Origin of the sequence: Pseudomonas sp. A214, from assembly GCF_900156295.1 — a bacterium.
GTDB classification, from domain to species: domain Bacteria; phylum Pseudomonadota; class Gammaproteobacteria; order Pseudomonadales; family Pseudomonadaceae; genus Aquipseudomonas; species Aquipseudomonas rhizophila.
In genome coordinates, this window is record NZ_LT707062.1 from 2,455,466 (window position 1) to 2,481,929 (window position 26,464).

The 26,464-nt window shown below is 58.8% G+C and carries 22 protein-coding genes; 18 read left to right on the plus strand and 4 right to left on the minus strand.

The window, feature by feature from the left end; genetic code table 11:
• Positions 1-96 precede the first annotated feature (96 nt).
• On the minus strand, positions 97-885 hold the full coding sequence (locus tag BW979_RS11085; protein WP_076383809.1) for an MlaA family lipoprotein: 789 nt from the start codon (positions 883-885) through the stop codon (positions 97-99).
• Positions 878-2,176, minus strand: coding sequence for a serine/threonine protein kinase (locus BW979_RS11090; protein ID WP_047229601.1), 1,299 nt, complete (start codon positions 2,174-2,176; stop codon positions 878-880). Before BW979_RS11090 ends, BW979_RS11085 begins: the two co-directional genes overlap by 8 nt.
• 440 nt (positions 2,177-2,616) lie before the next feature.
• On the opposite strand from BW979_RS11090, the gene BW979_RS11095 reads away from it, so the two are divergent.
• The 3 genes from BW979_RS11095 (at position 2,617) to BW979_RS11105 (ending at position 5,744) form a co-directional block, all read left to right on the plus strand.
• The gene (locus BW979_RS11095; RefSeq protein WP_076383810.1) at positions 2,617-3,471 is read left to right on the plus strand and encodes a glycine betaine ABC transporter substrate-binding protein; all 855 of its coding nucleotides are present in this window, start codon (positions 2,617-2,619) and stop codon (positions 3,469-3,471) included.
• 306 nt (positions 3,472-3,777) lie between these two features.
• Complete coding sequence (locus BW979_RS11100) at positions 3,778-4,089, plus strand: DUF485 domain-containing protein (protein ID WP_047229599.1); 312 nt, start codon at positions 3,778-3,780, stop codon at positions 4,087-4,089.
• On the plus strand, positions 4,086-5,744 hold the full coding sequence (locus BW979_RS11105) for a cation acetate symporter (protein WP_047229598.1): 1,659 nt from the start codon (positions 4,086-4,088) through the stop codon (positions 5,742-5,744). Before BW979_RS11100 ends, BW979_RS11105 begins: the two co-directional genes overlap by 4 nt.
• 266 nt (positions 5,745-6,010) lie before the next feature.
• Here the strand turns inward: BW979_RS11105 and gltA are convergent, their stop codons facing one another.
• Positions 6,011-7,300 (minus strand): citrate synthase, encoded by a 1,290-nt coding sequence (gltA, locus tag BW979_RS11110; RefSeq protein ID WP_003204440.1) that lies wholly within the window; start codon positions 7,298-7,300, stop codon positions 6,011-6,013.
• A 364-nt stretch (positions 7,301-7,664) separates the two neighbouring features.
• Here gltA and sdhC point away from each other — a divergent pair, with 364 nt between their 5' ends.
• The 12 genes from sdhC (at position 7,665) to BW979_RS11170 (ending at position 22,986) form a co-directional block, all read left to right on the plus strand.
• The gene (gene sdhC / locus BW979_RS11115) at positions 7,665-8,039 is read left to right on the plus strand and encodes a succinate dehydrogenase, cytochrome b556 subunit (protein WP_024780620.1); all 375 of its coding nucleotides are present in this window, start codon (positions 7,665-7,667) and stop codon (positions 8,037-8,039) included.
• Positions 8,033-8,401 carry a succinate dehydrogenase, hydrophobic membrane anchor protein gene (sdhD, locus tag BW979_RS11120; RefSeq protein WP_047230490.1) on the plus strand — a complete coding sequence of 123 codons (369 nt, stop codon included), beginning with the start codon at positions 8,033-8,035 and terminating at the stop codon, positions 8,399-8,401. Before sdhC ends, sdhD begins: the two co-directional genes overlap by 7 nt.
• 3 nt (positions 8,402-8,404) lie before the next feature.
• The gene (sdhA, locus tag BW979_RS11125) at positions 8,405-10,177 is read left to right on the plus strand and encodes a succinate dehydrogenase flavoprotein subunit (RefSeq protein WP_047230489.1); all 1,773 of its coding nucleotides are present in this window, start codon (positions 8,405-8,407) and stop codon (positions 10,175-10,177) included.
• An 11-nt stretch (positions 10,178-10,188) separates the two neighbouring features.
• Positions 10,189-10,893: a succinate dehydrogenase iron-sulfur subunit gene (locus tag BW979_RS11130; RefSeq protein WP_047230491.1), complete on the plus strand. Its 705-nt coding sequence runs from the start codon at positions 10,189-10,191 to the stop codon at positions 10,891-10,893.
• A gap of 262 nt (positions 10,894-11,155) precedes the next feature.
• The gene (locus BW979_RS11135) at positions 11,156-13,987 is read left to right on the plus strand and encodes a 2-oxoglutarate dehydrogenase E1 component (protein WP_047230488.1); all 2,832 of its coding nucleotides are present in this window, start codon (positions 11,156-11,158) and stop codon (positions 13,985-13,987) included.
• A 42-nt stretch (positions 13,988-14,029) separates the two neighbouring features.
• Positions 14,030-15,253: a 2-oxoglutarate dehydrogenase complex dihydrolipoyllysine-residue succinyltransferase gene (gene odhB / locus BW979_RS11140; protein ID WP_076383811.1), complete on the plus strand. Its 1,224-nt coding sequence runs from the start codon at positions 14,030-14,032 to the stop codon at positions 15,251-15,253.
• A 109-nt stretch (positions 15,254-15,362) separates the two neighbouring features.
• Positions 15,363-16,808, plus strand: a complete 1,446-nt coding sequence (lpdA, locus tag BW979_RS11145) for a dihydrolipoyl dehydrogenase (protein WP_047230486.1) — start codon at positions 15,363-15,365, stop codon at positions 16,806-16,808.
• A gap of 196 nt (positions 16,809-17,004) precedes the next feature.
• Positions 17,005-18,171 (plus strand): ADP-forming succinate--CoA ligase subunit beta, encoded by a 1,167-nt coding sequence (gene sucC, locus BW979_RS11150; protein WP_003179235.1) that lies wholly within the window; start codon positions 17,005-17,007, stop codon positions 18,169-18,171.
• Complete coding sequence (sucD, locus tag BW979_RS11155; protein ID WP_014339581.1) at positions 18,171-19,055, plus strand: succinate--CoA ligase subunit alpha; 885 nt, start codon at positions 18,171-18,173, stop codon at positions 19,053-19,055. Before sucC ends, sucD begins: the two co-directional genes overlap by 1 nt.
• Positions 19,056-19,371: 316 nt before the next feature.
• Positions 19,372-20,685 carry a branched-chain amino acid transport system II carrier protein gene (brnQ, locus tag BW979_RS11160; RefSeq protein ID WP_047230485.1) on the plus strand — a complete coding sequence of 438 codons (1,314 nt, stop codon included), beginning with the start codon at positions 19,372-19,374 and terminating at the stop codon, positions 20,683-20,685.
• A 145-nt stretch (positions 20,686-20,830) separates the two neighbouring features.
• Positions 20,831-21,856: an IS110 family transposase gene (locus BW979_RS11165; protein WP_076383812.1), complete on the plus strand. Its 1,026-nt coding sequence runs from the start codon at positions 20,831-20,833 to the stop codon at positions 21,854-21,856.
• 392 nt (positions 21,857-22,248) lie between these two features.
• Positions 22,249-22,986 carry a DUF599 domain-containing protein gene (locus BW979_RS11170; protein WP_047230329.1) on the plus strand — a complete coding sequence of 246 codons (738 nt, stop codon included), beginning with the start codon at positions 22,249-22,251 and terminating at the stop codon, positions 22,984-22,986.
• A gap of 74 nt (positions 22,987-23,060) precedes the next feature.
• Here BW979_RS11170 and BW979_RS11175 read toward each other — a convergent pair whose 3' ends face one another.
• Positions 23,061-23,324 (minus strand): hypothetical protein, encoded by a 264-nt coding sequence (locus BW979_RS11175; RefSeq protein ID WP_047230330.1) that lies wholly within the window; start codon positions 23,322-23,324, stop codon positions 23,061-23,063.
• A gap of 158 nt (positions 23,325-23,482) precedes the next feature.
• Between BW979_RS11175 and BW979_RS11180 the strand changes: the two genes are divergently transcribed.
• The 3 genes from BW979_RS11180 to htpG all read left to right on the plus strand — a co-directional run bounded on the left by BW979_RS11180 (position 23,483) and on the right by htpG (position 26,409).
• On the plus strand, positions 23,483-23,959 hold the full coding sequence (locus BW979_RS11180; protein WP_047230331.1) for a PaaI family thioesterase: 477 nt from the start codon (positions 23,483-23,485) through the stop codon (positions 23,957-23,959).
• Positions 23,956-24,417 carry a PaaI family thioesterase gene (locus BW979_RS11185; RefSeq protein ID WP_076383813.1) on the plus strand — a complete coding sequence of 154 codons (462 nt, stop codon included), beginning with the start codon at positions 23,956-23,958 and terminating at the stop codon, positions 24,415-24,417. The genes BW979_RS11180 and BW979_RS11185 overlap by 4 nt, the downstream gene beginning before the upstream one ends.
• 87 nt (positions 24,418-24,504) lie before the next feature.
• Positions 24,505-26,409 carry a molecular chaperone HtpG gene (htpG, locus tag BW979_RS11190; protein ID WP_047230356.1) on the plus strand — a complete coding sequence of 635 codons (1,905 nt, stop codon included), beginning with the start codon at positions 24,505-24,507 and terminating at the stop codon, positions 26,407-26,409.
• Positions 26,410-26,464: the final 55 nt, after the last annotated feature.

Genomic DNA, 26,464 nt, shown 5'->3' on the forward strand with positions numbered 1-26,464 from the left:
TCGCGATAGCGGTCTACCAGCCAACATAAATGTTGAATGGCAGGCCCTCATCGCGAGCAGGCTCGCTCCCACAGTGGGTTTTGGGGTGGCCGGGAGTTACTCGGCAATCTGCAACTTGCGCGACTCGGTATACACGTAACGCACCTTCTCATATTCGAATGGCGAGTTCAGTTGGCCATAGCGGAAGCTGGTCTGGTGGCGCTTGTCCACGGCGCGCAGGAGCAGCAGTTCCGGGTGGTTGCCGCTGACTTCTGAAACGTTGAGGAAGTTGATCGCCGATTCAGCCGTGTAGTCCACCAGCAATCCCGAGGTGTCGCGAAGGTTCGAAGGGCCGAAGATCGGCAGTACGAAATACGCACCGCCGGGCACGCCATAGAAGCCCAGGGTCTGACCGAAGTCTTCGCTCTGGCGCGGCAGGCCCATGGCGGTGGCCGGGTCCCACAGGCCGGCGATGCCGACGGTGGTGTTGAGCAGCAGGCGTGCCGTGGTTTCCATCGAACGCTTGCCCTTGAATTGCAGCAGGCTGTTCATCAGGTTCGGCACGTCTCCCAGGTTATTGAAGAAGTTGCTCACCCCGGTGCGCAGGAAACCTGGCGTGATGTAACGGTAACCATCGACGACTGGCAGGAAGACCCACTGATCGAATCGATAATTGAAGTGGTAAACGCGGCGGTTCCAGGACTCCAGCGGGTCATAGACGTTCAGGGCGTTGAGGGTCGAGCGTTCGAATTCGCGCTGGTCCAGCCCGGGGTTGAACTTGAGCTTGCTCAACGGTTCCTTGAAACCGTCGGAGTCCACCACCACAGGCGCGTTGGCCTTGCTGTTATCGGCGTGGACCATGCCGGCACTCATTAACGCGGCGATAAGCAGGAGATATTTAGCCACGGAAGAACTCCAGCATGGCGTCGCTGTTGACGCGGTAGTTTAGGTTGCCGCAGTGGCCGCCCAATGGGTAAACCGTCAGGCGGTCGCCAAAGGTCTTGCGCAAGAAGCCCAGATCGCCCGGGCCGAGGATGACGTCGTCGGCGTTGTGCATGACGGCAATCTTCGGACTGTCGTGCAGGTAATCCTTGAGCGCATAAAGGCTGACCTGATCGATCAGTTGCAACAGGCTGCCGCCGTCGGTGCGCGCGCGCCACATCGGAATCACCTGCTCGGTGAGATAGCAGTCGAAATCGCATTGCAACGCGCGCTTGAGGAACGGCGTCAGGCTGGTGCTTTCGGTAATCGGGAATTTGGGCGGGATGATCAGGCCGCGACGGTTGATCAGGTCCGAGGTGAATGCAATGTCGGCCGCCGAGAAGCGGAACGAAGTGCCGATCAGCATCGCCATCTGCTCGTTGGTCAGGTGCTGCTTGGACTGCTGGAAATCATAGAGCAGGGCATCGTTGAGATCGATGTAGCCTTTTTGCTGAAAGTAACGAGTCAGCTTGTTGAGCACCAATTCATAAAAAGTGGTGGTGTTGTTGATGCCCTTGACCTCGGTCTGGACCAGTTTGTCCAGGTTGGTGATCGAGGTGTAGAGGTTGACCGGCGGGTTGAGCAGCAGCACTTTCTTGAAGTTGAAGCTGCGTCGGGTTTCATCCAGATGCGCGACGAAAGCCGCGTCCAGGGCGCCGAGGCTGTAGCCGGTGAGGTAATACTCGGTCACGGGCAACTTGGGGTTCTGCGCGCGCACGGCCTGCATCACCCGGTACATGTCTTCGGCGTCTTCCTTGGTGATGCCGGGTGTGGCGAAGCGCGAAGCGGCACTCATGAAGTCAAAGCTGGTGGGCGACGACAGCTGCACCACGTGGTAACCGGCCTTGTAATAGAGGCGCTTGAGGTATTCGTTGAGGCTGCTGTCGTATCGTGCGCCGGTGCCAGCGATCAGGAAGATCAGCGGCGCGGGCTTGTCCTGGGTCGCCATGCGGTAGGTGAGGCTTTTCACCGGCCAGAAATTGTCTGGCAGGATGAACTCGCGTTCCGGGCGCAGGGTCAGGCTGTGGTCCGCCTGGTCGATATCTTCGATCGGGGGCAGTTCCGGGCGCAGGTCCGGTGGCGTAGTGGCGATGGTCGCCTCGAACGGGTTGGTCAAGGGGTAGCCATAGCTGGCGGCATCGATGTCCACCGCCAGCGCGGACGCACTCAGAAAAAGGCCGCCGGCGAAGGCAGCGAAGCGCAAGGAATGGAGCATGACTGGATCCCTTAAAGGAAGATGCCGATTGAAGTTCGCAGGCTATGACCGCCGAAGTGAAGCCAAGTGCCATGATTGGCACAAAACAGGCACAAAACAGGCACAAACGGGGCGCGATAGTAGCGCGAAGATACACGGTCACGCGTGGTAGCGGCTAGTTATCTGGCGGTTTGCCGAATTCGGGCGTGACCGGCAGGAGAGCATTTTTGTTGGCCCGAATGGCGCAGGCAGGTAGCTGGCGTTCTGATGTCGTTTCTCGTTGCTTCAACGTCGCAGGCAGAGCAGGTTCCAGATCGGCGCAGGTTGATGATCAACGAGTCAGTACTCCACTGACGTTCGAACCGGTTTTGCAGGCGAGCGTGATGGGGGCGCTGTGCACCATAACAATACGTTGACGCCGCTCGGCATCCGTCGGGCGCAGCACTTTCGGGGAAGTAACGATGAGAATGCGACGACTCTTGGGCGCAGGTGCCGCACTGGTACTGGCGATCAGCTCCACACTGGCCAGCGCCGAAACCAAAACCCTGAGCATCGGTTATGTCGATGGCTGGTCCGACAGCGTCGCGACCACCCATGTGGCGGCCGAAGTCATCAAGCAGAAACTGGGCTATGACGTGAAGCTGCAAGCGGTTGCGACCGGGATCATGTGGCAAGGCGTAGCCACTGGCAAACTCGACGCGATGCTCTCGGCCTGGCTGCCGGTGACCCATGGCGACTACTGGACCAAGAACAAGGATCAGGTGGTCGATTACGGTCCGAACTTCAAGGATGCAAAAATCGGCCTGATCGTGCCGGAGTACGTCAAGGCCCAGTCCGTGGCCGACCTCAAGACCGATGACAGCTTCAAGAACCGCATTGTCGGTATCGACGCCGGTTCAGGTGTCATGATCAAGACCGAGCAGGCCATCAAGGATTACGACCTGACCGGGTATCAACTCAAGGCCAGTTCCGGCGCCGGCATGATTGCCGAGCTGACCCGTGCCGAGAAGAAAAAAGAATCCATCGCCGTCACCGGTTGGGTGCCGCACTGGATGTTCGCCAAGTGGAAACTGCGCTTCCTGGAAGACCCGAAAGGCGTTTACGGCGCGGCTGAAACCGTGAACAGCATCGGCAGCAAGGAGCTGGACACCAAGGCGCCGGAAGTGGTCGCGTTCCTGAAGAAGTTCCAGTGGAACTCGAAAGACGAAATCGGCGAGGTCATGCTGGCGATTCAGGAAGGCGCCAAGCCGGACGCCGCTGCCAAGGATTGGGTTGCCAAACACCCGGACCGCGTGAAGGAGTGGACCGGCAAGTAATCCGCCCGGTTTAACATCCTCGAAACCGCATGACGTGGCGTCATGCGGTTTTTTTATGCCTGCGTTTTTTAGCCTCGCCCACGTCCTTGTGGGAGCGAGCCTGCTCGCGATGGCGACGGTACATTCGACGGTGCACCCACAGACCCACCGCTATCGCGATCAGGCTCGCTCCCACAAGGGGTAACGGTGCTCGTCATCAATCGATAAACGTCATGTCGTTCTAATACTAAGGTCGTCTGGAACCTGGCCTTCAGCCGCATAGAGTAGAGCTGTTCCAATTAAATCTGTGCTGCGAGGATAAAAACAATGAACGACAGCATTTACCTCTCGATTCAAAACAGCCCGCGCTTCAAGGAGCTGGTGAGAAAAAGAGAAAAGTTCGCCTGGATTCTCTCGGCGATCATGCTTGGGTTGTATTCAGGCTTCATTCTTCTGATTGCCTACGGGCCGCATGTTCTCGGGGCCAAGATTTCGCCCGAGTCCACCATTACCTGGGGTATCCCCATAGGTGTCGGCCTGATCGTCTCGGCCTTCATCCTGACCGGTATCTACGTGCGACGCGCCAACGGTGAGTTCGACGATCTGAACAATGCGATTCTCAAGGAGGCTCAGCAATGATCCGGCGTCTAATGGCTCTGTTGAGCATCGCAGCTTTCGCACCGGGGGCCTGGGCGGCTGAAGCCCTGACCGGTGCCGTGCAGAAACAACCGCTTAACGTTTCGGCCATTGTCATGTTCGTGGCTTTCGTTGGCGCGACCTTGTGCATTACCTACTGGGCGTCCAAGCGCAACAACTCGGCAGCCGACTACTATGCTGCGGGCGGGCGGATCACCGGTTTCCAGAACGGCCTGGCGATTGCCGGTGACTACATGTCGGCCGCGTCCTTCCTGGGGATTTCCGCGCTGGTGTTCACGTCTGGCTACGACGGTCTGATCTACTCCATCGGCTTTTTGGTCGGCTGGCCGATCATTCTGTTCCTGATCGCCGAGCGCCTGCGTAACCTGGGTAAATACACCTTTGCCGACGTGGCGTCCTACCGCCTGGGGCAAACCCAGATCCGCACCTTGTCTGCCAGCGGCTCGCTGGTCGTGGTGGCGTTCTACCTGATCGCGCAGATGGTGGGTGCCGGTAAGCTGATCCAGCTGCTGTTCGGCCTGGATTATCACGTTGCGGTGATTCTGGTCGGTATCCTGATGTGCCTCTACGTGCTGTTCGGCGGCATGCTGGCCACTACCTGGGTACAGATCATCAAGGCGGTGCTGTTGCTGTCGGGCGCTTCGTTCATGGCGCTGATGGTCATGAAGCACGTCAACTTCGACTTCAACATGCTGTTCTCCGAGGCGGTCAAGGTTCACGCCAAGGGTGAAGCGATCATGAGCCCTGGTGGCCTGGTCAAGGATCCGATCTCGGCGTTCTCCCTGGGTCTGGCGCTGATGTTCGGTACCGCTGGCCTGCCGCACATTCTGATGCGCTTCTTCACCGTGAGTGACGCCAAGGAAGCTCGCAAGAGCGTGCTGTACGCCACTGGCTTCATCGGTTACTTCTACATCCTGACCTTCATCATCGGCTTCGGCGCGATCCTGCTGGTCAGCACCAACCCGGCCTTCAAGGACGCGGCAGGTGCCTTGCTGGGTGGCAACAACATGGCGGCGGTGCACCTGGCTGACGCGGTGGGTGGCAGCATCTTCCTGGGCTTTATCTCGGCCGTAGCCTTTGCCACCATCCTGGCGGTAGTGGCGGGTCTGACCCTGGCCGGTGCCTCGGCGGTGTCCCATGACCTGTATGCCAGTGTCGTCAAGAAAGGCAAAGCCAACGAAAAGGATGAGATCCGCGTGTCGAAGATCACCACCATCGCCCTGGCGGTGCTGGCGATCGGCCTGGGCATCCTGTTCGAGAAGCAGAACATCGCGTTCATGGTGGGCCTGGCGTTCTCCATCGCGGCAAGCTGCAACTTCCCGGTACTGCTGCTCTCGATGTACTGGAAGAAGCTGACTACCCGTGGCGCCATGATTGGCGGCTGGCTGGGCCTGGTCAGTGCCGTGGGCCTGATGGTGCTCGGTCCGACCATCTGGGTGCAGATCCTGGGTCACGAGAAGGCGATCTTCCCGTATGAATACCCTGCGCTGTTCTCGATGGCCATTGCCTTCGTCGGCATCTGGTTCTTCTCCGTCACCGACAAGTCGGCTGAAGGCGTGAACGAGCGTGCACTGTTCTTCCCGCAGTTTGTGCGTTCGCAGACTGGTCTGGGGGCGAGTGGGGCGGTTAACCATTGATGTAGCGAGAAGTGCTTGAAGAAATACCCCGGTCGAGAGGCTGGGGTATTTTTTTGTGTTGGGTTTAAGGGGCGGCAGGCCGGCCGCCAATCGCGAGCAGGCTCGCTCCCACAGGGGAGTGCATTTCCATGTGGGAGCGAGCCTGCTCGCGATGGCGCCGGACCGGGCGAAGAAGATGGGGAGGGGCACAAACAAAACGGCCCCCGCTCTTATATAAGAAGCGGGGGCCGTTTCGGTGCAGCTTGGGACCTATCGCAAGGCAGGTCTTACTTGCGGTCTTCCAGCTGGGTGATGTCACGCGACTCGTAGCCGGTGTACAACTGGCGCGGGCGGCCGATCTTGTACGGGCTGGAGAGCATTTCTTTCCAGTGGGAGATCCAGCCCACGGTCCGCGCCAGGGCGAAGATCACGGTGAACATGCTGGTTGGAATGCCGATCGCCTTGAGGATGATCCCCGAGTAGAAGTCGACGTTCGGGTACAGCGAGCGCTCGATGAAGTACGGGTCGGTCAGGGCGATCTCTTCCAGGCGCATGGCCAGTTCGAGTTGCGGATCGTTCTTGATCCCCAGTTCCTTGAGCACTTCGTCGCAGGTCTGCTTCATGACGGTGGCGCGCGGGTCGCGGTTCTTGTAGACCCGGTGACCGAAGCCCATCAGCTTGAACGGATCGTTCTTGTCCTTGGCCTTGGCGATGAACTTGTCGATGTTCGAGACATCGCCGATTTCATCGAGCATGGTCAATACCGCTTCGTTGGCACCGCCGTGGGCTGGGCCCCAGAGTGCGGCGATACCGGCGGCGATACAGGCGAACGGGTTGGCACCCGAGGAGCCGGCCAGGCGCACGGTGGACGTGGAGGCGTTCTGCTCGTGGTCGGCGTGGAGGATGAAGATCCGGTCCATGGCCTTGGCGAGCACCGGGCTGATCGGTTTGATCTCGCACGGGGTGTTGAACATCATATGCAGGAAGTTTTCTGCATAAGTCAGGTCATTGCGCGGGTACATCATGGGCTGGCCCATGGAGTACTTGTAGACCATGGCTGCCAGGGTCGGCATCTTTGCCACCAGGCGGATCGCGGAGATTTCGCGATGCTGGGGGTTATTGATGTCCAGGGAGTCGTGGTAGAAGGCCGAGAGGGCGCCGACAACGCCGCACATGACGGCCATCGGGTGGGCATCGCGACGGAAGCCGTTGAAGAAGGTCTTCAACTGTTCGTGAACCATGGTGTGGTTCTTCACGGTGCTGACGAACTGGGCCTTTTGCTCTGCGGTTGGCAGCTCGCCGTTGAGCAGCAGGTAGCAGGTTTCCAGGTAGTCCGACTTTTCAGCCAGTTGTTCGATCGGGTAGCCGCGGTGCAGCAGGATGCCGTTGTCGCCGTCGATATAGGTGATTTTCGACTCGCACGAAGCGGTCGACATGAAACCCGGGTCAAAGGTGAAACGGCCCGTGGCCGTCAGGCCCCGTACGTCGATTACATCGGGACCAACGGTGCCGGTTAAAATGGGCAGCTCGACGGGGGCTGCGCCCTCGATGATCAACTGCGCTTTTTTGTCAGCCATGTGGCCTCCTATTAATGCTTGGAATCATCAGACAGACCCCCCACGCAGGGCCCGCACCACTATAGTGAGATAAATTCGAATGTCAATTTGCCTAAAGTCTTGCTCCAGAAGGCTTTAACCGGACTTTTTCCGCGAAATTGCCTGCCGTTTACGCCTTTTGCTTCATATGTGCAATGCGCTATTAGGGGAAGGTGAACGCGTTGTCATTAGTAGCCTAACTGTCTATACTCGGCCACCGACCGCCAGGGGCTTTTGGGCCTGCTTTCTTGGGGGTCGTCACTCCCTGGGTGGTGAGTACCTGACCAGTGCGCGCCCCAACAACTTTGCCCTGATTGTTAGGGGCTCTTCAGTGTGAAAAAAAGCCGTGAAAAGCCAACGACCTGTAAACCTAGACCTAAGGACCATCAAACTCCCAGTCACTGCTTACACGTCCATTCTTCACCGTATCTCCGGTGTCATTCTCTTCGTCAGCCTGGCCATCATGCTTTATGCATTGGACAAGTCGCTCGACTCGGAAGAAGGCTTCGGTCAGGTGAAAGCGTGTCTGACCAGTCCGCTAGCCAAGCTAGTGATTTGGGGCATCCTGTCCGCCTTGCTGTATCACCTGGTTGCCGGTGTGCGCCACTTGATCATGGACATGGGCATCGGTGAGACGCTGGAAGGCGGCAAGCTGGGCTCGAAAATCGTTATCGCCGTTTCCGTGGTGGTAATCGTTCTGGCAGGAGTCTGGATATGGTAACCAACGTCACGAACCTTTCCCGTTCGGGCCTCTATGACTGGATGGCGCAGCGTGTGTCTGCGGTCGTTCTCGCGGCTTACTTCATTTTCCTGATCGGATATGTCGTAGCAAACCCTGGCCTTGGCTATGCCCAATGGCACGAACTGTTCGCAAACAACTGGATGCGTATCTTCAGTCTGCTGTCGCTTGTCGCACTGGGCGCTCACGCCTGGGTCGGCATGTGGACCATCGCGACCGACTACCTGACGCCGATGGCGTTCGGCAAGTCGGCGACTGCCGTACGTTTCCTCTTCCAGGCAGTATGCGGCGTCGCGATGTTTGCGTACTTCGTCTGGGGTGTGCAGATTCTTTGGGGTATCTGATTCATGGCTAACATTCCTACGATTTCTTTCGACGCCATCATTATTGGTGGCGGCGGTGCCGGCATGCGCGCTGCGCTGCAACTGGCACAGGGCGGTCACAAGACTGCCGTGATCACCAAGGTTTTTCCGACCCGTTCGCACACTGTTTCCGCCCAGGGCGGCATCACCTGTGCCATCGCTTCGGCTGACCCGAACGATGACTGGCGCTGGCACATGTACGATACCGTCAAGGGTTCCGACTACATCGGTGACCAGGACGCTATCGAATACATGTGTCAGGAAGGTCCGGCTGCGGTTTTCGAATTGGACCACATGGGCCTGCCGTTCTCGCGTACCGAAACCGGCCGTATCTACCAGCGTCCGTTCGGCGGTCAGTCCAAGGACTACGGCAAGGGCGGCCAGGCTGCGCGTACTTGCGCGGCGTCCGACCGTACCGGTCACGCACTGTTGCACACCCTTTATCAGGGCAACCTGAAAGCCGGTACCACGTTCCTGAACGAGTACTACGCCGTTGACCTGGTGAAAAACCAGGATGGCGCTTTCGTCGGTGTGATCGCGATCTGCATCGAAACCGGCGAAACCACCTACATCCGCGCCAAGGCTACCGTGTTGGCGACTGGCGGTGCCGGCCGTATCTACGCGTCCACCACCAACGCCCTGATCAACACCGGTGACGGTGTCGGCATGGCGCTGCGTGCTGGCGTGCCGGTACAAGACATCGAAATGTGGCAGTTCCACCCGACCGGCATCGCCGGCGCCGGTGTACTGGTCACCGAAGGTTGCCGCGGTGAAGGCGGTTACCTGATCAACAAGCACGGCGAGCGTTTCATGGAGCGTTATGCTCCGAACGCCAAAGACCTTGCCGGTCGCGACGTAGTTGCCCGTTCGATGGTGAAAGAAATCATCGCCGGCAACGGTTGCGGTCCGAATGGCGACCACGTGATGCTCAAGCTCGACCACCTGGGCGAGGAAGTGCTGCACAGCCGTCTGCCAGGCATTTGCGAACTGTCGAAGACCTTCGCTCACGTCGACCCTGTCGTTGCGCCGGTTCCAGTAGTTCCAACCTGCCACTATATGATGGGCGGCGTTGCCACCAACATTCACGGCCAGGCGATCACCCAGAACGCCGAAGGCGTGGACGAAATCATCCCTGGCCTGTTCGCAGTGGGTGAAGTGGCTTGCGTATCGGTTCACGGTGCCAACCGTCTGGGCGGCAACTCGCTGCTCGACCTGGTGGTATTCGGTCGCGCTGCCGGCCTGCACCTGGAAAAAGCGCTGACCGAGGGTATCGAGTATGACGATGCCACCGACGCCAACATCGAAGCCGCCCTGGCGCGTCTGTCCGCTCTGAATGAGCGTACCGAAGGCGAAGACGTGGCGACCCTGCGTCGCGAGCTGCAAAACTGCATGCAAAACTACTTCGGTGTGTTCCGTACCGGCGAGTACATGCAGAAGGGTATCGCTCAGCTGGCTCAATTGCGTGAACGAATCGCCAACGTGAAGATCAACGATAAGTCGCAGGCGTTTAACACTGCACGTATCGAAGCGCTGGAACTGCAGAACCTGCTGGAAGTGGCCGAAGCCACCGCCATCGCGGCAGAAGTGCGCAAAGAGTCCCGTGGTGCCCATGCCCGCGAAGACTTTGAAGACCGTGATGACGAAAACTGGTTGTGCCACACCTTGTTCTTCCCGGGTGAAAAACGTGTCGCCAAGCGTGCGGTGAACTTCTCGCCGAAGACCGTTCCGACGTTTGAACCCAAGATCCGGACTTACTAAGGGTGGCCGCCATGTTGCAAGTCAGTGTTTATCGCTACAACCCTGATCAGGACGCCGCGCCGTTCATGCAGGATTTCCAGGTCGATACCGGTGGTAAAGACCTGATGGTGCTGGACGTGCTGGCCCTGATCAAAGAGCAGGACGAAGGTTTTTCCTACCGTCGTTCCTGCCGCGAGGGCGTTTGCGGCTCCGACGGCATGAACATCAACGGCAAGAACGGCCTGGCGTGCATCACGCCGCTGTCCGCCGTGGTCAAGGGCAACAAGCTGATCGTTCGTCCGCTGCCAGGTTTGCCGGTTATTCGTGACCTGGTCGTCGATATGAGCATCTTCTACAAGCAATACGAGAAGGTGAAGCCATTCCTGCAGAACGATTCGCCGGCTCCGGCCATCGAACGTCTGCAGTCCCCGGAAGAGCGTGAAAAGCTCGACGGTCTGTACGAGTGCATCCTGTGCGCCTGCTGCTCGACCTCGTGCCCATCCTTCTGGTGGAACCCGGACAAATTCCTGGGCCCGGCCGCTCTGCTGCAAGCGTATCGCTTCCTGGCAGACAGCCGCGACACCAAGACGTCCGAGCGTCTGGCTGCACTGGATGACCCGTTCAGCGTATTCCGCTGCCGCGGGATCATGAACTGCGTCAACGTCTGCCCGAAAGGCCTGAACCCGACTAAGGCCATCGGTCACGTACGTAACATGCTGCTGCAAAGCGGCGTGTGATTCAGCTGCTGTACCCGTAGAACCGCTGTACCCGTACAGGTCGGGGCGTGGGCTTCAACCCGCGTCCTGGCTATAACCAGAACCGCCGCTCACAAAGCGGCAGTTCTTATTTTGAAGAAATGAGACAAGCAGGGGCATCCGGGCTGGTACCCGGACTATCAGCGTGATCCTAAGTGGCTTGTTTTGGTCGCTGCATTCGGACTTCTGCAAGTTTGCTCGGTGTTTTCGCCGATGGTGTTCCCCAAATCGAGGGTGACCAAGCATGCAAGAAAGCGTGATGCAGCGCATGTGGAACAGTGCCCACCTCTCCGGTGGTAACGCTGCCTATGTGGAAGAGCTCTACGAGCTCTACCTGCACGACCCTAACGCTGTGCCAGAAGAGTGGCGCACCTACTTTCAGAAGTTGCCGGCTGACGGTAACTCTGCCACTGATGTTTCGCACTCGACAATTCGCGATCATTTCGTGCTGCTGGCAAAGAACCAGCGCCGCGCTCAACCGGTGTCTGCCGGCAGCGTGAGCAGTGAGCACGAGAAGAAGCAAGTTGAAGTGCTGCGACTGATCCAGGCCTACCGGATGCGCGGCCACCAGGCAGCCCAGCTGGACCCGCTGGGGCTGTGGCAGCGTCCTGCACCTGCAGACCTGTCGATCACTCATTACGGCTTGACCAATGCCGATCTTGATACGACCTTCCGTGCCGGCGACCTGTTCATCGGCAAAGAGGAAGCGAGCCTACGCGAAATTCACGAAGCGTTGCAGCAGACATATTGCCGCACCATCGGTGCCGAATTTACGCACATCGTCGATTCCGAGCAGCGCCAGTGGTTCCAGCAGCGTCTGGAAAGCGTTCGTGGCCGTCCGACCTTCTCCGCTGACGTCAAGAGCCACTTGCTCGAGCGCGTCACTGCCGCCGAAGGCCTGGAAAAGTACCTGGGCACCAAATACCCGGGCACCAAGCGTTTCGGCCTGGAAGGTGGCGAAAGCCTGATCCCGCTGCTGGACGAACTGATCCAGCGCTCCGGTTCCTACGGCACCAAGGAAGTCGTCATCGGCATGGCCCACCGCGGCCGTCTGAACGTGCTGGTCAACACCTTCGGCAAGAACCCGCGCGAGCTGTTCGACGAGTTCGAAGGCAAGAAGAAGGTCGAGCTGGGCTCCGGTGACGTCAAGTATCACCAGGGTTTCTCGTCCAACGTGATGACCACCGGTGGCGAAGTTCACCTGGCGATGGCCTTCAACCCGTCCCACCTGGAAATCGTTTCTCCGGTGGTCGAGGGTTCGGTCCGTGCCCGTCAGGATCGTCGCAACGACCCGACTGGCGAAAAAGTCCTGCCGATTTCCATCCACGGTGACGCTGCATTCGCAGGTCAGGGCGTGGTCATGGAAACCTTCCAGATGTCGCAGACTCGCGGCTTCAAGACCGGCGGTACCATTCACCTGGTGATCAACAACCAGGTCGGCTTCACCATCAGCAACCCGGAAGACTCGCGTTCCACCGAGTACTGCACCGACGTTGCGAAGATGATCCAGGCACCGATTCTCCATGTGAATGGCGATGACCCGGAAGCCGTGCTGTTCGTGACCCAGTTGGCCATTGACTACCGCATGCAGTACAAGCGTGACGTGGTGATCGACCTGGTCTGCTACCGTCGTCGCGGCCACAACGAGGCCGACGAGCCAAGCGGCACCCAGCCTCTGATGTACCAGCAGATCGCCAAGCAGCGCACCACCCGTGAGCTGTATGCCGAGCGCCTGACCCAGAGCGGTGTGCTGGACGCTGAGCGCGTCCAGGAAAAAGTCGATGAATATCGCAATGCCCTGGACAATGGCCTGCATGTTGTAAAAAGCCTGGTCAAAGAGCCGAACAAAGAGCTGTTCGTGGACTGGCGCCCGTACCTGGGTCATGCCTGGACCGCTCGTCATGACACCCGTTTTGATCTCAAGACCTTGCAGGAACTGTCCGCCAAGCTGCTGGAAATTCCGGAAGGCTTCGTGGTCCAGCGTCAGGTCGCGAAAATCTACGAAGACCGGCAGAAGATGCAAGCCGGCGGCCTGCCGATCAACTGGGGTTATGCCGAAACCATGGCATACGCGACCCTGGCGTTCGAAGGTCACCCTGTGCGCATCACCGGCCAGGACGTAGGCCGCGGCACTTTCTCGCACCGTCACGCGGCGCTGCACAACCAGAAAGACGCCAGCACCTACATCCCGCTGCAACACCTGTACAAAGGCCAGCCACGTTTCGACCTGTACGACTCGCTGCTGTCCGAAGAAGCCGTCCTGGCGTTCGAATATGGCTACTCCACCACCGAGCCGAATGCGCTGGTGATCTGGGAAGCCCAGTTCGGCGACTTCGCCAACGGTGCCCAGGTGGTTGTCGACCAGTTCATCACCAGCGGCGAGCACAAGTGGGGCCGTCTCTGCGGTCTGACCATGCTGTTGCCACACGGTTATGAAGGGCAGGGGCCGGAGCACTCTTCGGCACGTCTGGAGCGTTACCTGCAGCTGTGCGCCGAGCACAACATCCAGGTGTGCGTACCGACGACCCCGGCTCAGATCTACCACTTGCTGCGCCGTCAGGTGATTCGCCCGCTGCGCAAGCCGCTTGTAGTGCTGACACCGAAGTCATTGCTGCGTCACAAGCTGGCGATCTCGACTCTGGAAGATCTGGCCGAAGGCTCGTTCCAGACCGTTATCCCGGAAATCGACGCTCAGGATCCGGCCAACGTCGGTCGCGTGGTTCTGTGCAGCGGCAAGGTCTATTACGACTTGCTGGAAAAACGCCGTGCCGAAGGCCGTGACGATATCGCCATCGTGCGTCTCGAGCAGCTGTACCCGTTCCCGGAGGACGACCTGGTCGAAATCCTGGCTCCGTACAAAAACCTGAAGCACATCGTCTGGTGCCAGGAAGAGCCGATGAACCAGGGTGCGTGGTACTGCAGTCAACATCACATGCGCCGCATCATCAGCGCTCACGACAAGTCGCTCGTACTTGAGTACGCCGGCCGTGACGCTTCTGCTGCACCTGCTTGTGGTTATGCATCGATGCACGCCGAGCAGCAGGAACAACTGCTGCAAGATGCCTTTACCGTTTAATGCCTTCGCGCACCTGAAACCGAATTTAAGGAACCACAGATAATGGCTATCGAGATCAAAGCCCCCACTTTCCCGGAATCGGTTGCCGATGGCACGATTGCCACCTGGCACAAAAAACCGGGCGACGCGGTCAAGCGCGACGAACTGATCGTCGACATCGAAACCGACAAAGTTGTCCTGGAAGTGTTGGCCGAAGCTGACGGCGTCCTGGGCGCCATCGTCAAGAACGAAGGCGACACCGTTCTGTCGGCCGAAGTGCTGGGCTCCATCGAAGCGGGCGGCGCTGCTGCCGCTGCTCCGGCTGCTGCTGCCGCACCGGCCGCCGCTCAGGCTGCTGCTCCTGCCGCTGGCGGCGAAGACGATCCAGTCGCCGCTCCCGCTGCTCGCAAGCTGGCTGAAGAGAATGGCATCAACATCGCTTCCGTTGCCGGCACCGGCAAGGGTGGTCGTGTGACCAAGGAAGACGTGGTTGCCGCGGTTGCCGCCAAGAAAGCCGCTCCGACCGCTGCGCCAGCCAAGGCTGCCGCGCCTGCCGCTGCCGCTCCGGTGTTCGCTGCCGGTGATCGCGTTGAAAAACGCGTTCCGATGACCCGCCTGCGTGCCAAGGTTGCCGAGCGTCTGGTTGAAGCCCAGTCGAACATGGCGATGCTGACCACCTTCAACGAAGTCGACATGACCGAAGTCATGGCCCTGCGTTCGAAGTACAAGGACCTGTTCGAGAAGAGCCACAACGGCGTACGCCTGGGCTTCATGTCGTTCTTCGTCAAGGCTGCCACTGAAGCACTCAAGCGCTTCCCGGCCGTCAACGCGTCGATCGACGGTTCCGACATCGTTTACCACGGTTACGCCGACATCGGTGTTGCGGTCTCCAGCGACCGTGGCCTGGTGGTTCCGGTCCTGCGTAACGCCGAACTGATGAGCCTGGCTGAAATCGAAGGCGGCATCGCCACCTTCGGCAAGAAAGCCCGTGACGGCAAGCTGTCCATCGAAGAGATGACCGGCGGTACGTTCACCATCACCAACGGTGGTACATTCGGTTCGATGATGTCGACCCCGATCGTCAACCCGCCACAAGCGGCGATCCTGGGCATGCACAACATCCTGCAACGCCCGATGGCGATCAATGGTCAGGTCGTGATTCGTCCGATGATGTACCTGGCATTGTCCTACGATCACCGTCTGATCGACGGTAAAGAAGCCGTGACTTTCCTGGTAACCATCAAGAACCTGCTTGAAGATCCGGCTCGTCTGCTGCTGGATATCTGATTCGCCGCAAGGGCCGGTCGGTTGACCGGCCTCTTGCTGAAATAACCGGTTTCGTCCCACGACGGTCTCCACAAGTGACCGTCCGGTTTGATTCGAGAAGGAATGACTCATGACTCAGAAATTCGACGTGGTAGTGATTGGTGCGGGCCCTGGCGGCTACGTAGCGGCCATCAAGGCTGCGCAACTGGGCCTCACCACTGCCTGCATCGAGAAATACACCGACAAGGAGGGCAAACTGGCCCTCGGCGGTACTTGCCTGAACGTCGGTTGCATTCCGTCCAAGGCGCTGCTGGACAGCTCCTGGAAGTTCCATGAAGCGCAGGATGGCTTGGCCATCCACGGCATTGGCGGTGTCAACCGGGAAAACGTCACCATTGACGTACCTGCCATGGTTGGCCGCAAGGCCAACATCGTCAAAGGCCTGACCTCTGGCGTTGCCACCCTGTTCAAGGCCAATGGCGTGACCTCGATCCAGGGCCACGGCAAGCTGCTGATGGGCAAGAAGGTCGAAGTGACCAAGCCAGACGGCTCGGTTGAAGTGATCGAAGCCGAGAACGTCATCCTGGCACCGGGCTCGCGTCCGATCGACATTCCGCCGGCTCCGGTGGACCAGAACGTGATCGTCGATTCGACCGGCGCTCTGGAGTTCCAATCCGTACCAAAACGCCTGGGCGTGATCGGCGCGGGTGTTATCGGTCTGGAGCTGGGTTCGGTCTGGTCGCGCCTGGGCGCGCAAGTAACCGTCCTCGAAGCACTGGACACCTTCCTGATGGCCGCCGACACCGCGGTTTCCAAGGAAGCGCTGAAAACCCTGACCAAGCAAGGCCTGGACATCAAGCTGGGCGCTCGCGTGACCGGCTCCAAGGTCAACGGCGAAGAAGTCGTGGTGAACTACACCGACGCCAACGGCGAACAGACCATCACTTTCGACAAACTGATCGTTGCGGTTGGCCGTCGCCCAGTGACCACTGACCTGCTGTCCGCCGATTGCGGCGTGACCCTCGATGAGCGCGGCTTCATCGCGGTTGACGAGCAATGCGCAACCGACGTTCCGGGTGTCTACGCCATCGGTGACGTGGTACGCGGCATGATGCTGGCGCACAAAGCGTCCGAGGAAGGCATCATGGTGGTCGAGCGCATCAAGGGCCACAAAGCCCAGATCAACTACGACCTGATCCCGTCGGTTATCTACACCCACCCGGAAATCGCATGGGTCGGCAAGACCGAGCAAACCTTGAAAAACGAAGGTGTTGAAGTTAACGTCGGCACCTTCCCGTTCGCAGCCTCCGGCCGTGCCATGGCAGCCAACGATACCGGTGGTTTCGTGAAAGTCATCGCTGATGCCAAGACGGATCGCGTATTGGGCGTTCACGTGATTGGCCCAAGCGCTGCCGAGCTGGTACAGCAAGGCGCGATCGGCATGGAATTCGGCACCAGCGCTGAAGATCTGGGCATGATGGTCTTCTCCCATCCGACCCTGTCCGAAGCCTTGCACGAAGCGGCCCTGGCCGTAAATGGCGGTGCCATCCACGTGGCCAACCGCAAAAAGCGTTAATAGACAATAAGAAACCACGGCGGTATGGCCCGTCGTGAGCCTTGCGAGCAAGACTCACCGCGGAATATCCGCTGGACGCAGCCTTGCGTAGCGGCACCGGTCAACCGGAACGCTACGCAAGCAGCAGTCACAGGTGGTGCGGCACCATAACGGTGCAGCACCGAATGCGCAGTACCTAACGAAGACGGTAATAAGCATGAATCTTCACGAGTATCAGGGTAAGCAGCTGTTCGCTGAGTACGGCCTGCCAGTATCCACCGGCTACGCGGTAGACACCCCGGAAGCGGCAGCAGAAGCTTGCGACAAAATCGGCGGCAGCGAATGGGTTGTCAAAGCCCAGGTTCACGCCGGTGGTCGCGGTAAAGCGGGCGGCGTCAAGCTGGTTCGCAGCAAAGAAGACGCCAAAGCCTTCGCACAGCAGTGGCTGGGCAAGCGTCTGGTGACCTACCAGACTGACGCCAACGGTCAGCCAGTCACCAAGATCCTGGTTGAATCGTGCACTGATATCGCTAAAGAGCTGTACCTGGGCGCTGTCGTTGACCGTTCGAGCCGCCGTATCGTGTTCATGGCTTCCACCGAAGGTGGCGTGGACATCGAGAAAATCGCTCACGATACCCCTGAGAAAATCCTCAAGGCCACCATCGATCCACTGGTTGGCGCCCAGCCATTCCAGGGTCGCGAGCTGGCATTCCAGCTGGGCCTGGAAGGCAAGCAGGTCACTCAGTTCGCCAAGATCTTCGTAGGCCTGGCCAAGCTGTTCCAGGACCACGACCTGGCGCTGCTGGAAGTGAACCCGCTGGTGATCAAGGCCGACGGCGATCTGCACTGCCTCGATGCCAAGATCAACATCGACGCCAACGCCATGTACCGTCAGCCTAAGCTGAAGACTTTCCACGATCCGTCGCAAGACGATCCGCGCGAAGCGCACGCTGCCAAGTTCGAACTGAACTACGTGGCCCTGGAAGGCAACATCGGCTGCATGGTCAACGGTGCTGGCCTGGCCATGGGTACCATGGACATCGTCAACCTGCATGGCGGCAAGCCAGCCAACTTCCTCGACGTGGGCGGTGGTGCTACCAAGGAACGCGTAACCGAAGCGTTCAAGATCATCCTGTCCGACACTAACGTCGCTGCAGTACTGGTCAACATCTTCGGCGGCATCGTTCGTTGCGACATGATTGCCGAAGGCATCATCGGCGCCGTGAAAGAAGTCGGCGTGAAAATCCCGGTTGTTGTTCGCCTCGAAGGCAACAACGCTGAGCTGGGCGCTAAAGTACTGGCAGAAAGCGGTTTGAACATCATCGCTGCTACCAGCCTGACCGACGCTGCTCAACAAGTCGTTAAAGCTGCGGAGGGCAAATAATGAGCGTCCTGATCAATAAAGACACCAAGGTTATCTGCCAGGGTATTACCGGTTCGCAAGGTAGTTTCCACACCCAGCAAGCTCTGGAATACGGCACCAAGATGGTTGGTGGCGTAACGCCGGGCAAAGGCGGCACCGAACACCTGGGCCTGCCTGTCTTCAACACCGTCAAAGACGCTGTTGCTGCCACTGGCGCCACCGCCAGCGTGATCTACGTTCCAGCTCCTTTCTGCAAGGATTCCATCCTTGAAGCAGCGTTCGGCGGCATCAAGCTGATCGTCTGCATCACCGAAGGCATCCCGACCATCGACATGCTGGAAGCCAAGGTCAAGTGCGACGAGCTGGGTATCACCCTGATCGGCCCTAACTGCCCAGGCGTGATCACTCCAGGCGAATGCAAGATCGGCATCATGCCAGGTCACATTCACTTGCCAGGCAAGGTCGGTATCGTTTCCCGTTCCGGCACCCTGACTTACGAAGCCGTCAAGCAGACCACTGACGCCGGTTTCGGTCAGTCGACTTGCGTCGGCATCGGCGGTGACCCGATCCCGGGCTCCAACTTCATCGACATCCTGAAGCTGTTCCAGGAAGACCCGAAGACCGAAGCGATCGTCATGATCGGTGAGATCGGCGGTTCGGCTGAAGAAGAAGCGGCGGCCTACATCAAGGCTAACGTGACCAAGCCGGTTGTTTCCTACATCGCGGGTGTGACTGCTCCTCCGGGCAAGCGCATGGGCCATGCTGGTGCAATCATCTCTGGCGGCAAAGGCACTGCGGACGAGAAATTCGCCGCTCTGCAAGACGCAGGCGTGAAAACCGTGCGTTCGCTGGCAGACATCGGCAAGGCCCTGGCCGAGCTGACTGGCTGGGAAATGAAGAAGTAAGCTTCGGCTGACTTTTTTGTTCCAGCAACAAAGGCCACCTTCGGGTGGCCTTTGTCGTTTTCGGATGAGGGAATTGCAATCAGCAACCCATTTAGATGCAAAAACGCGACACGGAAATGTCGTGTATCGGATAGTTCGCCCTGTAACAGTGCGTTATTCGCACTAATTCGTTAGGCTAGCCGCCATTTTTGCGACTGTGGCTCACAAGGACGCGGTGCGCTAAACGGGTTGGTCTTATACGGATCGGCAGCATTTCCCTCCACCCTCAAGGGAAGTCCCTCTCTAAATTCCGATTCAGCAGTGTGGTTTCCTTAAAATGAAAGTGTTGAAAGGCCAGGACATCCTGGCGCTTGGTTTCATGACCTTTGCCCTGTTCGTCGGGGCTGGCAACATCATCTTCCCGCCGATTGTCGGTTTGCAGTCCGGGCCCCATGTCTGGATGGCGGCGCTGGGCTTTCTGGTCACGGCGGTCGGGCTACCGGTCATCACCGTCGTTGCGCTGGCCAAGGTCGGTGGGGCGATGGATGCCTTGAGCAGTCCTATCGGCAAGGTGGCCGGTGGCCTGCTGGCGGCTGTGTGCTACCTGGCCGTCGGGCCGCTGTTCGCCACTCCGCGCACCGCCACAGTCTCCTTCGAAGTCGGGCTGGCGCCGTTGACCGGTGAAAGCCCGCTGGCGCTGTTTCTCTACAGTGCGGTGTATTTCCTGCTGGTGTTCTTCATCTCGCTCTATCCCGGTCGCTTGCTGGACACCGTCGGGCGATTCCTTGCCCCGCTGAAAATCATCGCCCTGGCCGTGCTGGGCATTGCCGCGTTTGCCTTGCCCGCCGGCGATATCGGCGTGGCGACACCGCAATACGTGGCCGCGCCATTCTCCCAAGGGTTCATCAACGGTTACCTGACCATGGATACCCTGGGCGCATTGGTGTTTGGCATCGTCATCGTCAATGCGATCCGTTCCCGGGGCGTTGAATCGCCTGCCTTGATCACCCGCTACGCCATCATCGCCGGGCTGATCGCCGGGGTCGGGCTGGCGCTGGTCTATGTCAGTCTGTTCCGCCTGGGGTCTGGCAGCCATGAAGTGGCTGCGGGCGCGACAAACGGCGCGGCTGTGCTGCATGCCTATGTGCAACACACGTTCGGCAGCCTGGGCAGCGGTTTCCTCGCAGTGCTGATTTCCCTGGCGTGCCTGGTCACTGCAGTTGGCCTGACGTGTGCCTGTGCCGAGTACTTCAGCCGTGTCTTGCCGCTGTCGTACAAAACATTGGTGGTCATCCTGGCGGCGTTTTCGCTGCTGGTGTCGAACCTCGGACTGACCAAGCTGATCGCTTTCTCGATCCCGGTCCTGACCGCGATTTACCCACCGTGCATTGCCTTGGTGGCCCTGAGCTTCTGCAAGGACTTCTGGCATGAGCAGGGGCGCATTGTCGGCCCGGTCATGCTGGTGTCGTTCCTGTTCGGCCTGATCGATGCGCTTAAAGGCGCCGGACTGGCGGATTGGATGCCGACGCAAATGGCCCACCTGCCATTGAGCGAGCAGGGCCTGGCCTGGCTCGTGCCGTCGGTGATGACCCTGGCGGTTGCGTTGGTGTGTGATCGTCTGCTGGGCAAGCGCAGCGAAGCCTTGGCCTGAGTTGCCGCGGCCTGCCACGAGTGGGCCCACCGGTAAAAAACCAATGCCCCGTATCCATCGATACGGGGCATTAATGAGATGGTCACCCCCACACCCTGCGAGGGCTACGCTTTCGCAGGGTGTTTTGTTTTCGGAGGCCATCATTATGAGCGAGTCAGCGCTGATCGGGATCGATCTCGGTAAACACAGTTTCCACCTGCACGGCCAAGACAAATTGGGCCGAGAGGTGTTTCGCAAGAAGTTCTCGCGTCAACAGATGATGACGCTCTTCGGCAATCTGCCGGCCTGTACCGTGGTGATGGAAGCTTGTGCCGGGGCGCATTTCGTCGCTCGCCAGCTGATGGCCATGGGGCATGAAGCCAAACTGATTTCCCCGCAATTCGTCCGCCCCTTCGTCAAAGGCAACAAAAATGACTTCGTGGATGCCGAAGCCATTTGCGAGGCGGCTTCGCGTCCATCGATGCGCTTCGTTTCGCCTAAAACCGAGGCACAGCAGACGCTTTCCATTCTGCATCGCCTGCGCGAGTCGCTGGTACGCGATCGCACCAAAACCGCCAATCAAATGCATGGTTTCCTACTGGAGTTCGGCATCAGCCTGCCCAAGGGCCTGGCGATCATGAAGCGGTTGGCGAGTATTTTGGCTGAGCATGAGTTGCCCGTTCGGTTGACAGTGCTGTTACAGCGCTTGCATGAGCATTTCTGTTATCTGGATGAACAGATCAAGGCGCTGGATAAAGAGCTGGCAAGCCAACTGGCCGACGATGATCTCGGCAGCCGCTTGCTGAGCTTGCCGTGTGTCGGGCCGATCACCGCCAGCCTGCTGGCTGTAGAGATGGGGGACGGCAGGCAGTACCGATGCAGCCGTGACTTCGCCGCCTCCGTGGGCTTGGTGCCCAGGCAGTACAGCACCGGCGGCAGGGCTAATTTGCTGGGTATCAGCAAGCGCGGCGACAAGCACCTCAGGCAGTTGCTGGTTCAATGTGCTCGGGTCTATATGCAGAGGCTAGAACACCAGAAAGGGGCTCTGGCCGACTGGGTGCGCTCATTGCTTGGGCGACGACACTCGAACGTGGTGGCCTGCGCCCTGGCTAACAAGCTGGCGCGGATCGCGTGGGCGCTAGCGGCTCACCATACGCAATATGAAGCAGGGCCAGACGCGCTGAACGCCTGACCCTGCGGTTGTTGCAGTACCACGAATCACCCTTCAGGTTTTGCGATAGCTGAACAACGGATGACGTGAACGGCCCACCGGCCTGACGAAGAACCTGACATAAAAATCGGCTTCAGAAGCCGCGGCATTTTTCAGGATCGTCAGGCGCGACTCTCATCGTGGCGCGGGGCATGCCCTGGATCGACGCCGGATAGATTTAAGCAAGCCAACCACTTCACCCATTAATCAGTATTGCAAAAATGGGGGTGACCATAGATTTTTATGGCGCGAGTGCAGTGTCTTTTTCCTTGGACTAACGTCGAAGCATTGTCTTGAAAGGCTTGTGCCGGCCCTGTGGACTGAGCAAGGTCAATCGCAAGCTGCTCCATGTTCTTCGTCAGATAAGGAATTACATGTCATTCATCCAAGCCAATCTGATCCATCTTCTGGCCGCGGTCTGGTTCGTCGTCTGCTGGGGCGGCTACACCCGTTATGCGTCGCTGAAAGCTCGCGATACGGCCTGTCTGGCCAGCGTCATGCACTTGTATCGCGAAGACTGGATGCGCCGCATGTTGCTGCGCGAAAACCGTATCGCCGACGCCAGCGTGATCGGCAACCTGGAGCGCAACGCGTCCTTCTTCGCCTCCAGCACGCTGATCATCCTGGCGGGCATCCTGACGGTGCTTGGGGCGTCCGATCGTGCGGTGTCGTTGTTGGCCGACTTGCCGATGGTGCAGCAGGCGTCCCAAGGCATGTCCGAGGCCAAGTTGCTGTGCCTGGCGCTGGTGTTTGTGTATGCCTTCTTCACCTTCAGTTGGTGCATGCGCCAATACAACTTCGCAGCGGTTCTGGTGGGATCGGCGCCGATGATCGGTGAGCGACATGTAACGGCGCAGGAGCGCAAGGCCTTCGCGCTCAGGGCGGCGCGGGTGATCTCCATGGCGGCCAACCAGTTCAATTTTGGCCTGCGCGCTTATTATTTCGGCATGACCATGTTGGCGTGGTTCGTCAGCCCCTGGTTGTTCATGTTGATGAGTGCAGGCGTGGTGTTGGTGCTGTACCGCCGGGAGTTTCACTCCGACGTGCTGCAGGTCATGGTTTACACCCCCACCGAGGCGCCATTGCCTGATGTAGGCAAAGATCCGGCCTGACAGAACGATCACTACCAAATCGCAGACAAAAGAAAACCCGCGCTAAGCGGGTTTCTTTATATGCCCAAACCGTATTAGTTGGTTGCCGGTGCGGTGGCGGGCGCTGTTGCAGGTGCTTGTTCCTGTGTAGCAGCTTCGTTCGATTCGGCCTGATCTTTGGCGGCTTCGGCGTTTTCTTTCGCTGCGTCGTTCACTTTATCCTGTGCTTCGCTCATTTTTTCCTGAGCTTGCTCAGCGTGTTCGTTGGCATCTTGAGCTTTGTCCTCGGATTTTTTATCGCAGGCAGCGAGACCGAGGGAGGCGGCCAACATCAAGGCAATAGCTAAAGTCTTACGCATGGGGTGTTTCTCCTTATGGAAATAACTACTGGCCTTTTGAACGCCCCCCCTTGGATTAAGTTCCTCTTTTGCTACAGATATATAACTTTGTATGGGAACGGAACTTTACAGGGCATGCTTGTTACCGCGACTGCTCATTAATAAAGGCGTTAAATCCAATGGCGCAAGACCCCGTTTTTGAGCGTGCGACACGCTTTCTGTCCGCACTGCGACATTGTCAGGTGCTGGGCTTGAAGTTGCACAGTGCCAGTCCCGAGGGGCTGACTGTGATCCTGCCTTACAGCCCCCAGATCGTCGGCAACCCCCTTACGGGCATCATCCATGGTGGCGCGTTGACGTCGTTGATGGACACGGCGTGTGGCATGTCTACGTTGTGCGTGTTGCCGCAGTTCGAGGTCTGTCCGACCCTGGATCTGCGCATTGACTACATGCACGCCGCTGAACCGAACAAGGACGTCTATGGCTTTGCCCAATGCTATCGGGTCACTCAGGACGTGATCTTCAGCCGTGGATTTGCCTATCAGGACGACCCCGAACAACCCATCGCCCATGTGGTGGGCACCTTCATGCGCCTGGGCCAGCACGCCAAGGGAATCAAAAGGGGTGGCCCGCTGGCTGCCGTAGACAAACCATGAGCGACATCACTCAGGAACAACTGCGCCACGCCTGCGAGCGGGGCGACTACGCGCTGCTGCTGGCCTCGATTCCTTATGCGCGGTTGATCGGCGTGGAATGCTCGCGTCAGGGCGAGGAGCTGCTGTTTCGCCTGCCGGCCAACAAGGACAACATTGGTAACCCTTTATTGCCGGCCATTCACGGCGGCGTCATCGCCGGTTTCATGGAGTTGTCGGCCGCGGTGTATCTGTTGATTGCCACCCGTGCGACGGGCGTGCCGAAAATCATCGATTTCTCCCTGGATTACCTGCGCGCCGGGCAGTTTCGCGACACTTTCGCCAGATGTCAGGTCTGGCGGCAGGGGCGCCGGGTAGCCAATGTTGCGATCACCGCCTGGCAGGATCTCGAGGCCGAACCCATTGCCACCGCCCGGGCGCATTTCAAGATTCAGGAGTCTTCAAAAGCGCATAGCCCTTGAAATCATCAGCGTTGCCCCCACCTTGAGGACATCCCGCCGCCAATCTCAGCGAGGCGGACACCACCATCCACTTGGAGTTTGATGACCATGAGCGTGGAAACTCAAAAGGAAACCCTGGGCTTCCAGACCGAGGTGAAGCAACTGCTGCACCTGATGATTCACTCGCTGTATTCGAATAAGGAAATTTTCCTTCGCGAGCTGATTTCGAACGCCTCTGACGCTGTCGACAAATTACGTTTCGAAGCCCTGTCCAAGCCAGAGTTGCTGGAAGGCGGCGCCGAACTGAAAATCCGCGTGAGCTTCGACAAGGACGCCAAGACCGTCACCCTCGAAGACAACGGCATCGGCATGAGCCGCGAAGAGGTGATCACTCACCTGGGCACCATCGCCAAGTCCGGCACCGCCGATTTCATGAAGAACCTCTCCGGCGACCAGAAAAAAGACTCCCACCTCATCGGCCAGTTCGGTGTCGGTTTCTATTCCGCGTTCATCGTCGCTGATCAGGTCGAAGTGTTCAGCCGCCGTGCCGGCCTCGCTGCGAGCGAAGGTGTGCATTGGTCGTCCAAGGGCGAGGGCGAGTTTGAAGTCGCCACCGTCGACAAGGCTGATCGCGGTACCCGCATTGTGCTGCACCTCAAGTCCGGTGAAGACGAGTTCGCCGATGGCTGGCGCCTGCGCAACATCATCAAGAAGTACTCCGACCATATCGCGTTGCCGATCGAGCTGCCGAAGGAAGTCGCCGCTGCCGAAGGCGAAGAAAAGCCCGAAGTGGAATGGGAAACCGTCAACCGCGCCAGTGCCCTGTGGACCCGTCCGCGCACTGAGGTGAAGGACGAGGAATACCAGGAGTTCTACAAGCACGTTGCACATGATTACGAGAACCCGCTGAGCTGGAGCCACAACAAGGTCGAAGGCAAGCTGGAGTACAACTCACTGTTGTACGTGCCGGCCCGTGCGCCGTTCGACCTGTACCAGCGCGAAGCACCACGCGGCTTGAAGCTGTACGTGCAGCGTGTATTCGTGATGGACCAGGCCGAATCGTTCCTGCCGCTGTACCTGCGTTTCATCAAGGGCGTGGTCGATTCCAATGACCTGTCCCTGAACGTTTCGCGGGAAATCCTGCAGAAAGACCCGATCATTGACTCCATGAAGTCGGCGCTGACCAAGCGTGTTCTGGACATGCTGGAAAAACTGGCGAAAAACGAGCCCGAGCAGTACAAGAGCTTCTGGAAGAACTTCGGCCAGGTGATGAAGGAAGGCCCTGCCGAGGACTTCGCGAACAAAGAAAAAATCGCTGGCCTGCTGCGCTTTGCTTCGACCCAGGGTGATGATGGCGAACAGATCGTTGGCCTGGCCGATTACCTGGCCCGCGCCAAGGAAGGTCAGGACAAGATCTACTACCTGACCGGTGAAACTTATGCACAGGTCAAGAACAGCCCGCACCTGGAAGTTTTCCGCAAGAAAGGCATCGAAGTGCTGCTGCTGACCGACCGCATCGACGAATGGCTGATGAGCTACCTCAGCGAGTTCGACGGCAAGAGCTTTGTCGATGTGGCCCGTGGTGATCTGGACCTGGGTAACCTGGATTCGGAAGAAGACAAGAAAGCCGCCGAAGAAGTCGCCAAGAGCAAGGAAGGCCTGGTTGAGCGGATCAAGACTGCCCTGGGCGATGCCGTCAGCGAAGTGCGGGTTTCTCACCGCCTGACGGACTCCCCGGCGATCCTGGCCATCGGTGAACAGGACCTGGGCCTGCAGATGCGGCAGATCCTTGAAGCCAGCGGCCAGAAAGTCCCGGACTCCAAGCCGATCTTCGAATTCAACCCGGCTCACCCTCTGGTGGATAAGCTCGACAACGAGCAGAGCGAAGAGCGTTTCGGCGACCTGTCGCACATCCTGTTCGATCAGGCCGCCCTGGCGGCGGGTGACAGCCTGAAGGACCCGGCGGCCTATGTTCGCCGCCTGAACAAGCTGTTGGTTGAACTGTCAGCTTAATCAAGTGCAGGAAAAACCCGCTTCGGCGGGTTTTTTCATTTCTGGTGTTCCGTTT

What these genes read in the sequence shown, in the direction of transcription:
- BW979_RS11100 (WP_047229599.1), top strand. Translation starts at nt 3,778, where the DNA reads ATGAACGACAGCATTTACCTCTCGATTCAAAACAGCCCGCGCTTCAAG.
- BW979_RS11095 (WP_076383810.1), top strand. Translation starts at nt 2,617, where the DNA reads ATGAGAATGCGACGACTCTTGGGCGCAGGTGCCGCACTGGTACTGGCG.
- brnQ (WP_047230485.1), top strand. Translation starts at nt 19,372, where the DNA reads ATGAAAGTGTTGAAAGGCCAGGACATCCTGGCGCTTGGTTTCATGACC.
- sucC (WP_003179235.1), top strand. Translation starts at nt 17,005, where the DNA reads ATGAATCTTCACGAGTATCAGGGTAAGCAGCTGTTCGCTGAGTACGGC.
- lpdA (WP_047230486.1), top strand. Translation starts at nt 15,363, where the DNA reads ATGACTCAGAAATTCGACGTGGTAGTGATTGGTGCGGGCCCTGGCGGC.
- BW979_RS11180 (WP_047230331.1), top strand. Translation starts at nt 23,483, where the DNA reads ATGGCGCAAGACCCCGTTTTTGAGCGTGCGACACGCTTTCTGTCCGCA.
- BW979_RS11135 (WP_047230488.1), top strand. Translation starts at nt 11,156, where the DNA reads ATGCAAGAAAGCGTGATGCAGCGCATGTGGAACAGTGCCCACCTCTCC.
- sucD (WP_014339581.1), top strand. Translation starts at nt 18,171, where the DNA reads ATGAGCGTCCTGATCAATAAAGACACCAAGGTTATCTGCCAGGGTATT.
- BW979_RS11175 (WP_047230330.1), bottom strand. Translation starts at nt 23,324, where the DNA reads ATGCGTAAGACTTTAGCTATTGCCTTGATGTTGGCCGCCTCCCTCGGT.
- BW979_RS11170 (WP_047230329.1), top strand. Translation starts at nt 22,249, where the DNA reads ATGTCATTCATCCAAGCCAATCTGATCCATCTTCTGGCCGCGGTCTGG.
- BW979_RS11090 (WP_047229601.1), bottom strand. Translation starts at nt 2,176, where the DNA reads ATGCTCCATTCCTTGCGCTTCGCTGCCTTCGCCGGCGGCCTTTTTCTG.
- BW979_RS11185 (WP_076383813.1), top strand. Translation starts at nt 23,956, where the DNA reads ATGAGCGACATCACTCAGGAACAACTGCGCCACGCCTGCGAGCGGGGC.
- sdhA (WP_047230489.1), top strand. Translation starts at nt 8,405, where the DNA reads ATGGCTAACATTCCTACGATTTCTTTCGACGCCATCATTATTGGTGGC.
- odhB (WP_076383811.1), top strand. Translation starts at nt 14,030, where the DNA reads ATGGCTATCGAGATCAAAGCCCCCACTTTCCCGGAATCGGTTGCCGAT.
- htpG (WP_047230356.1), top strand. Translation starts at nt 24,505, where the DNA reads ATGAGCGTGGAAACTCAAAAGGAAACCCTGGGCTTCCAGACCGAGGTG.
- gltA (WP_003204440.1), bottom strand. Translation starts at nt 7,300, where the DNA reads ATGGCTGACAAAAAAGCGCAGTTGATCATCGAGGGCGCAGCCCCCGTC.
- BW979_RS11105 (WP_047229598.1), top strand. Translation starts at nt 4,086, where the DNA reads ATGATCCGGCGTCTAATGGCTCTGTTGAGCATCGCAGCTTTCGCACCG.
- BW979_RS11130 (WP_047230491.1), top strand. Translation starts at nt 10,189, where the DNA reads ATGTTGCAAGTCAGTGTTTATCGCTACAACCCTGATCAGGACGCCGCG.
- BW979_RS11165 (WP_076383812.1), top strand. Translation starts at nt 20,831, where the DNA reads ATGAGCGAGTCAGCGCTGATCGGGATCGATCTCGGTAAACACAGTTTC.
- sdhD (WP_047230490.1), top strand. Translation starts at nt 8,033, where the DNA reads ATGGTAACCAACGTCACGAACCTTTCCCGTTCGGGCCTCTATGACTGG.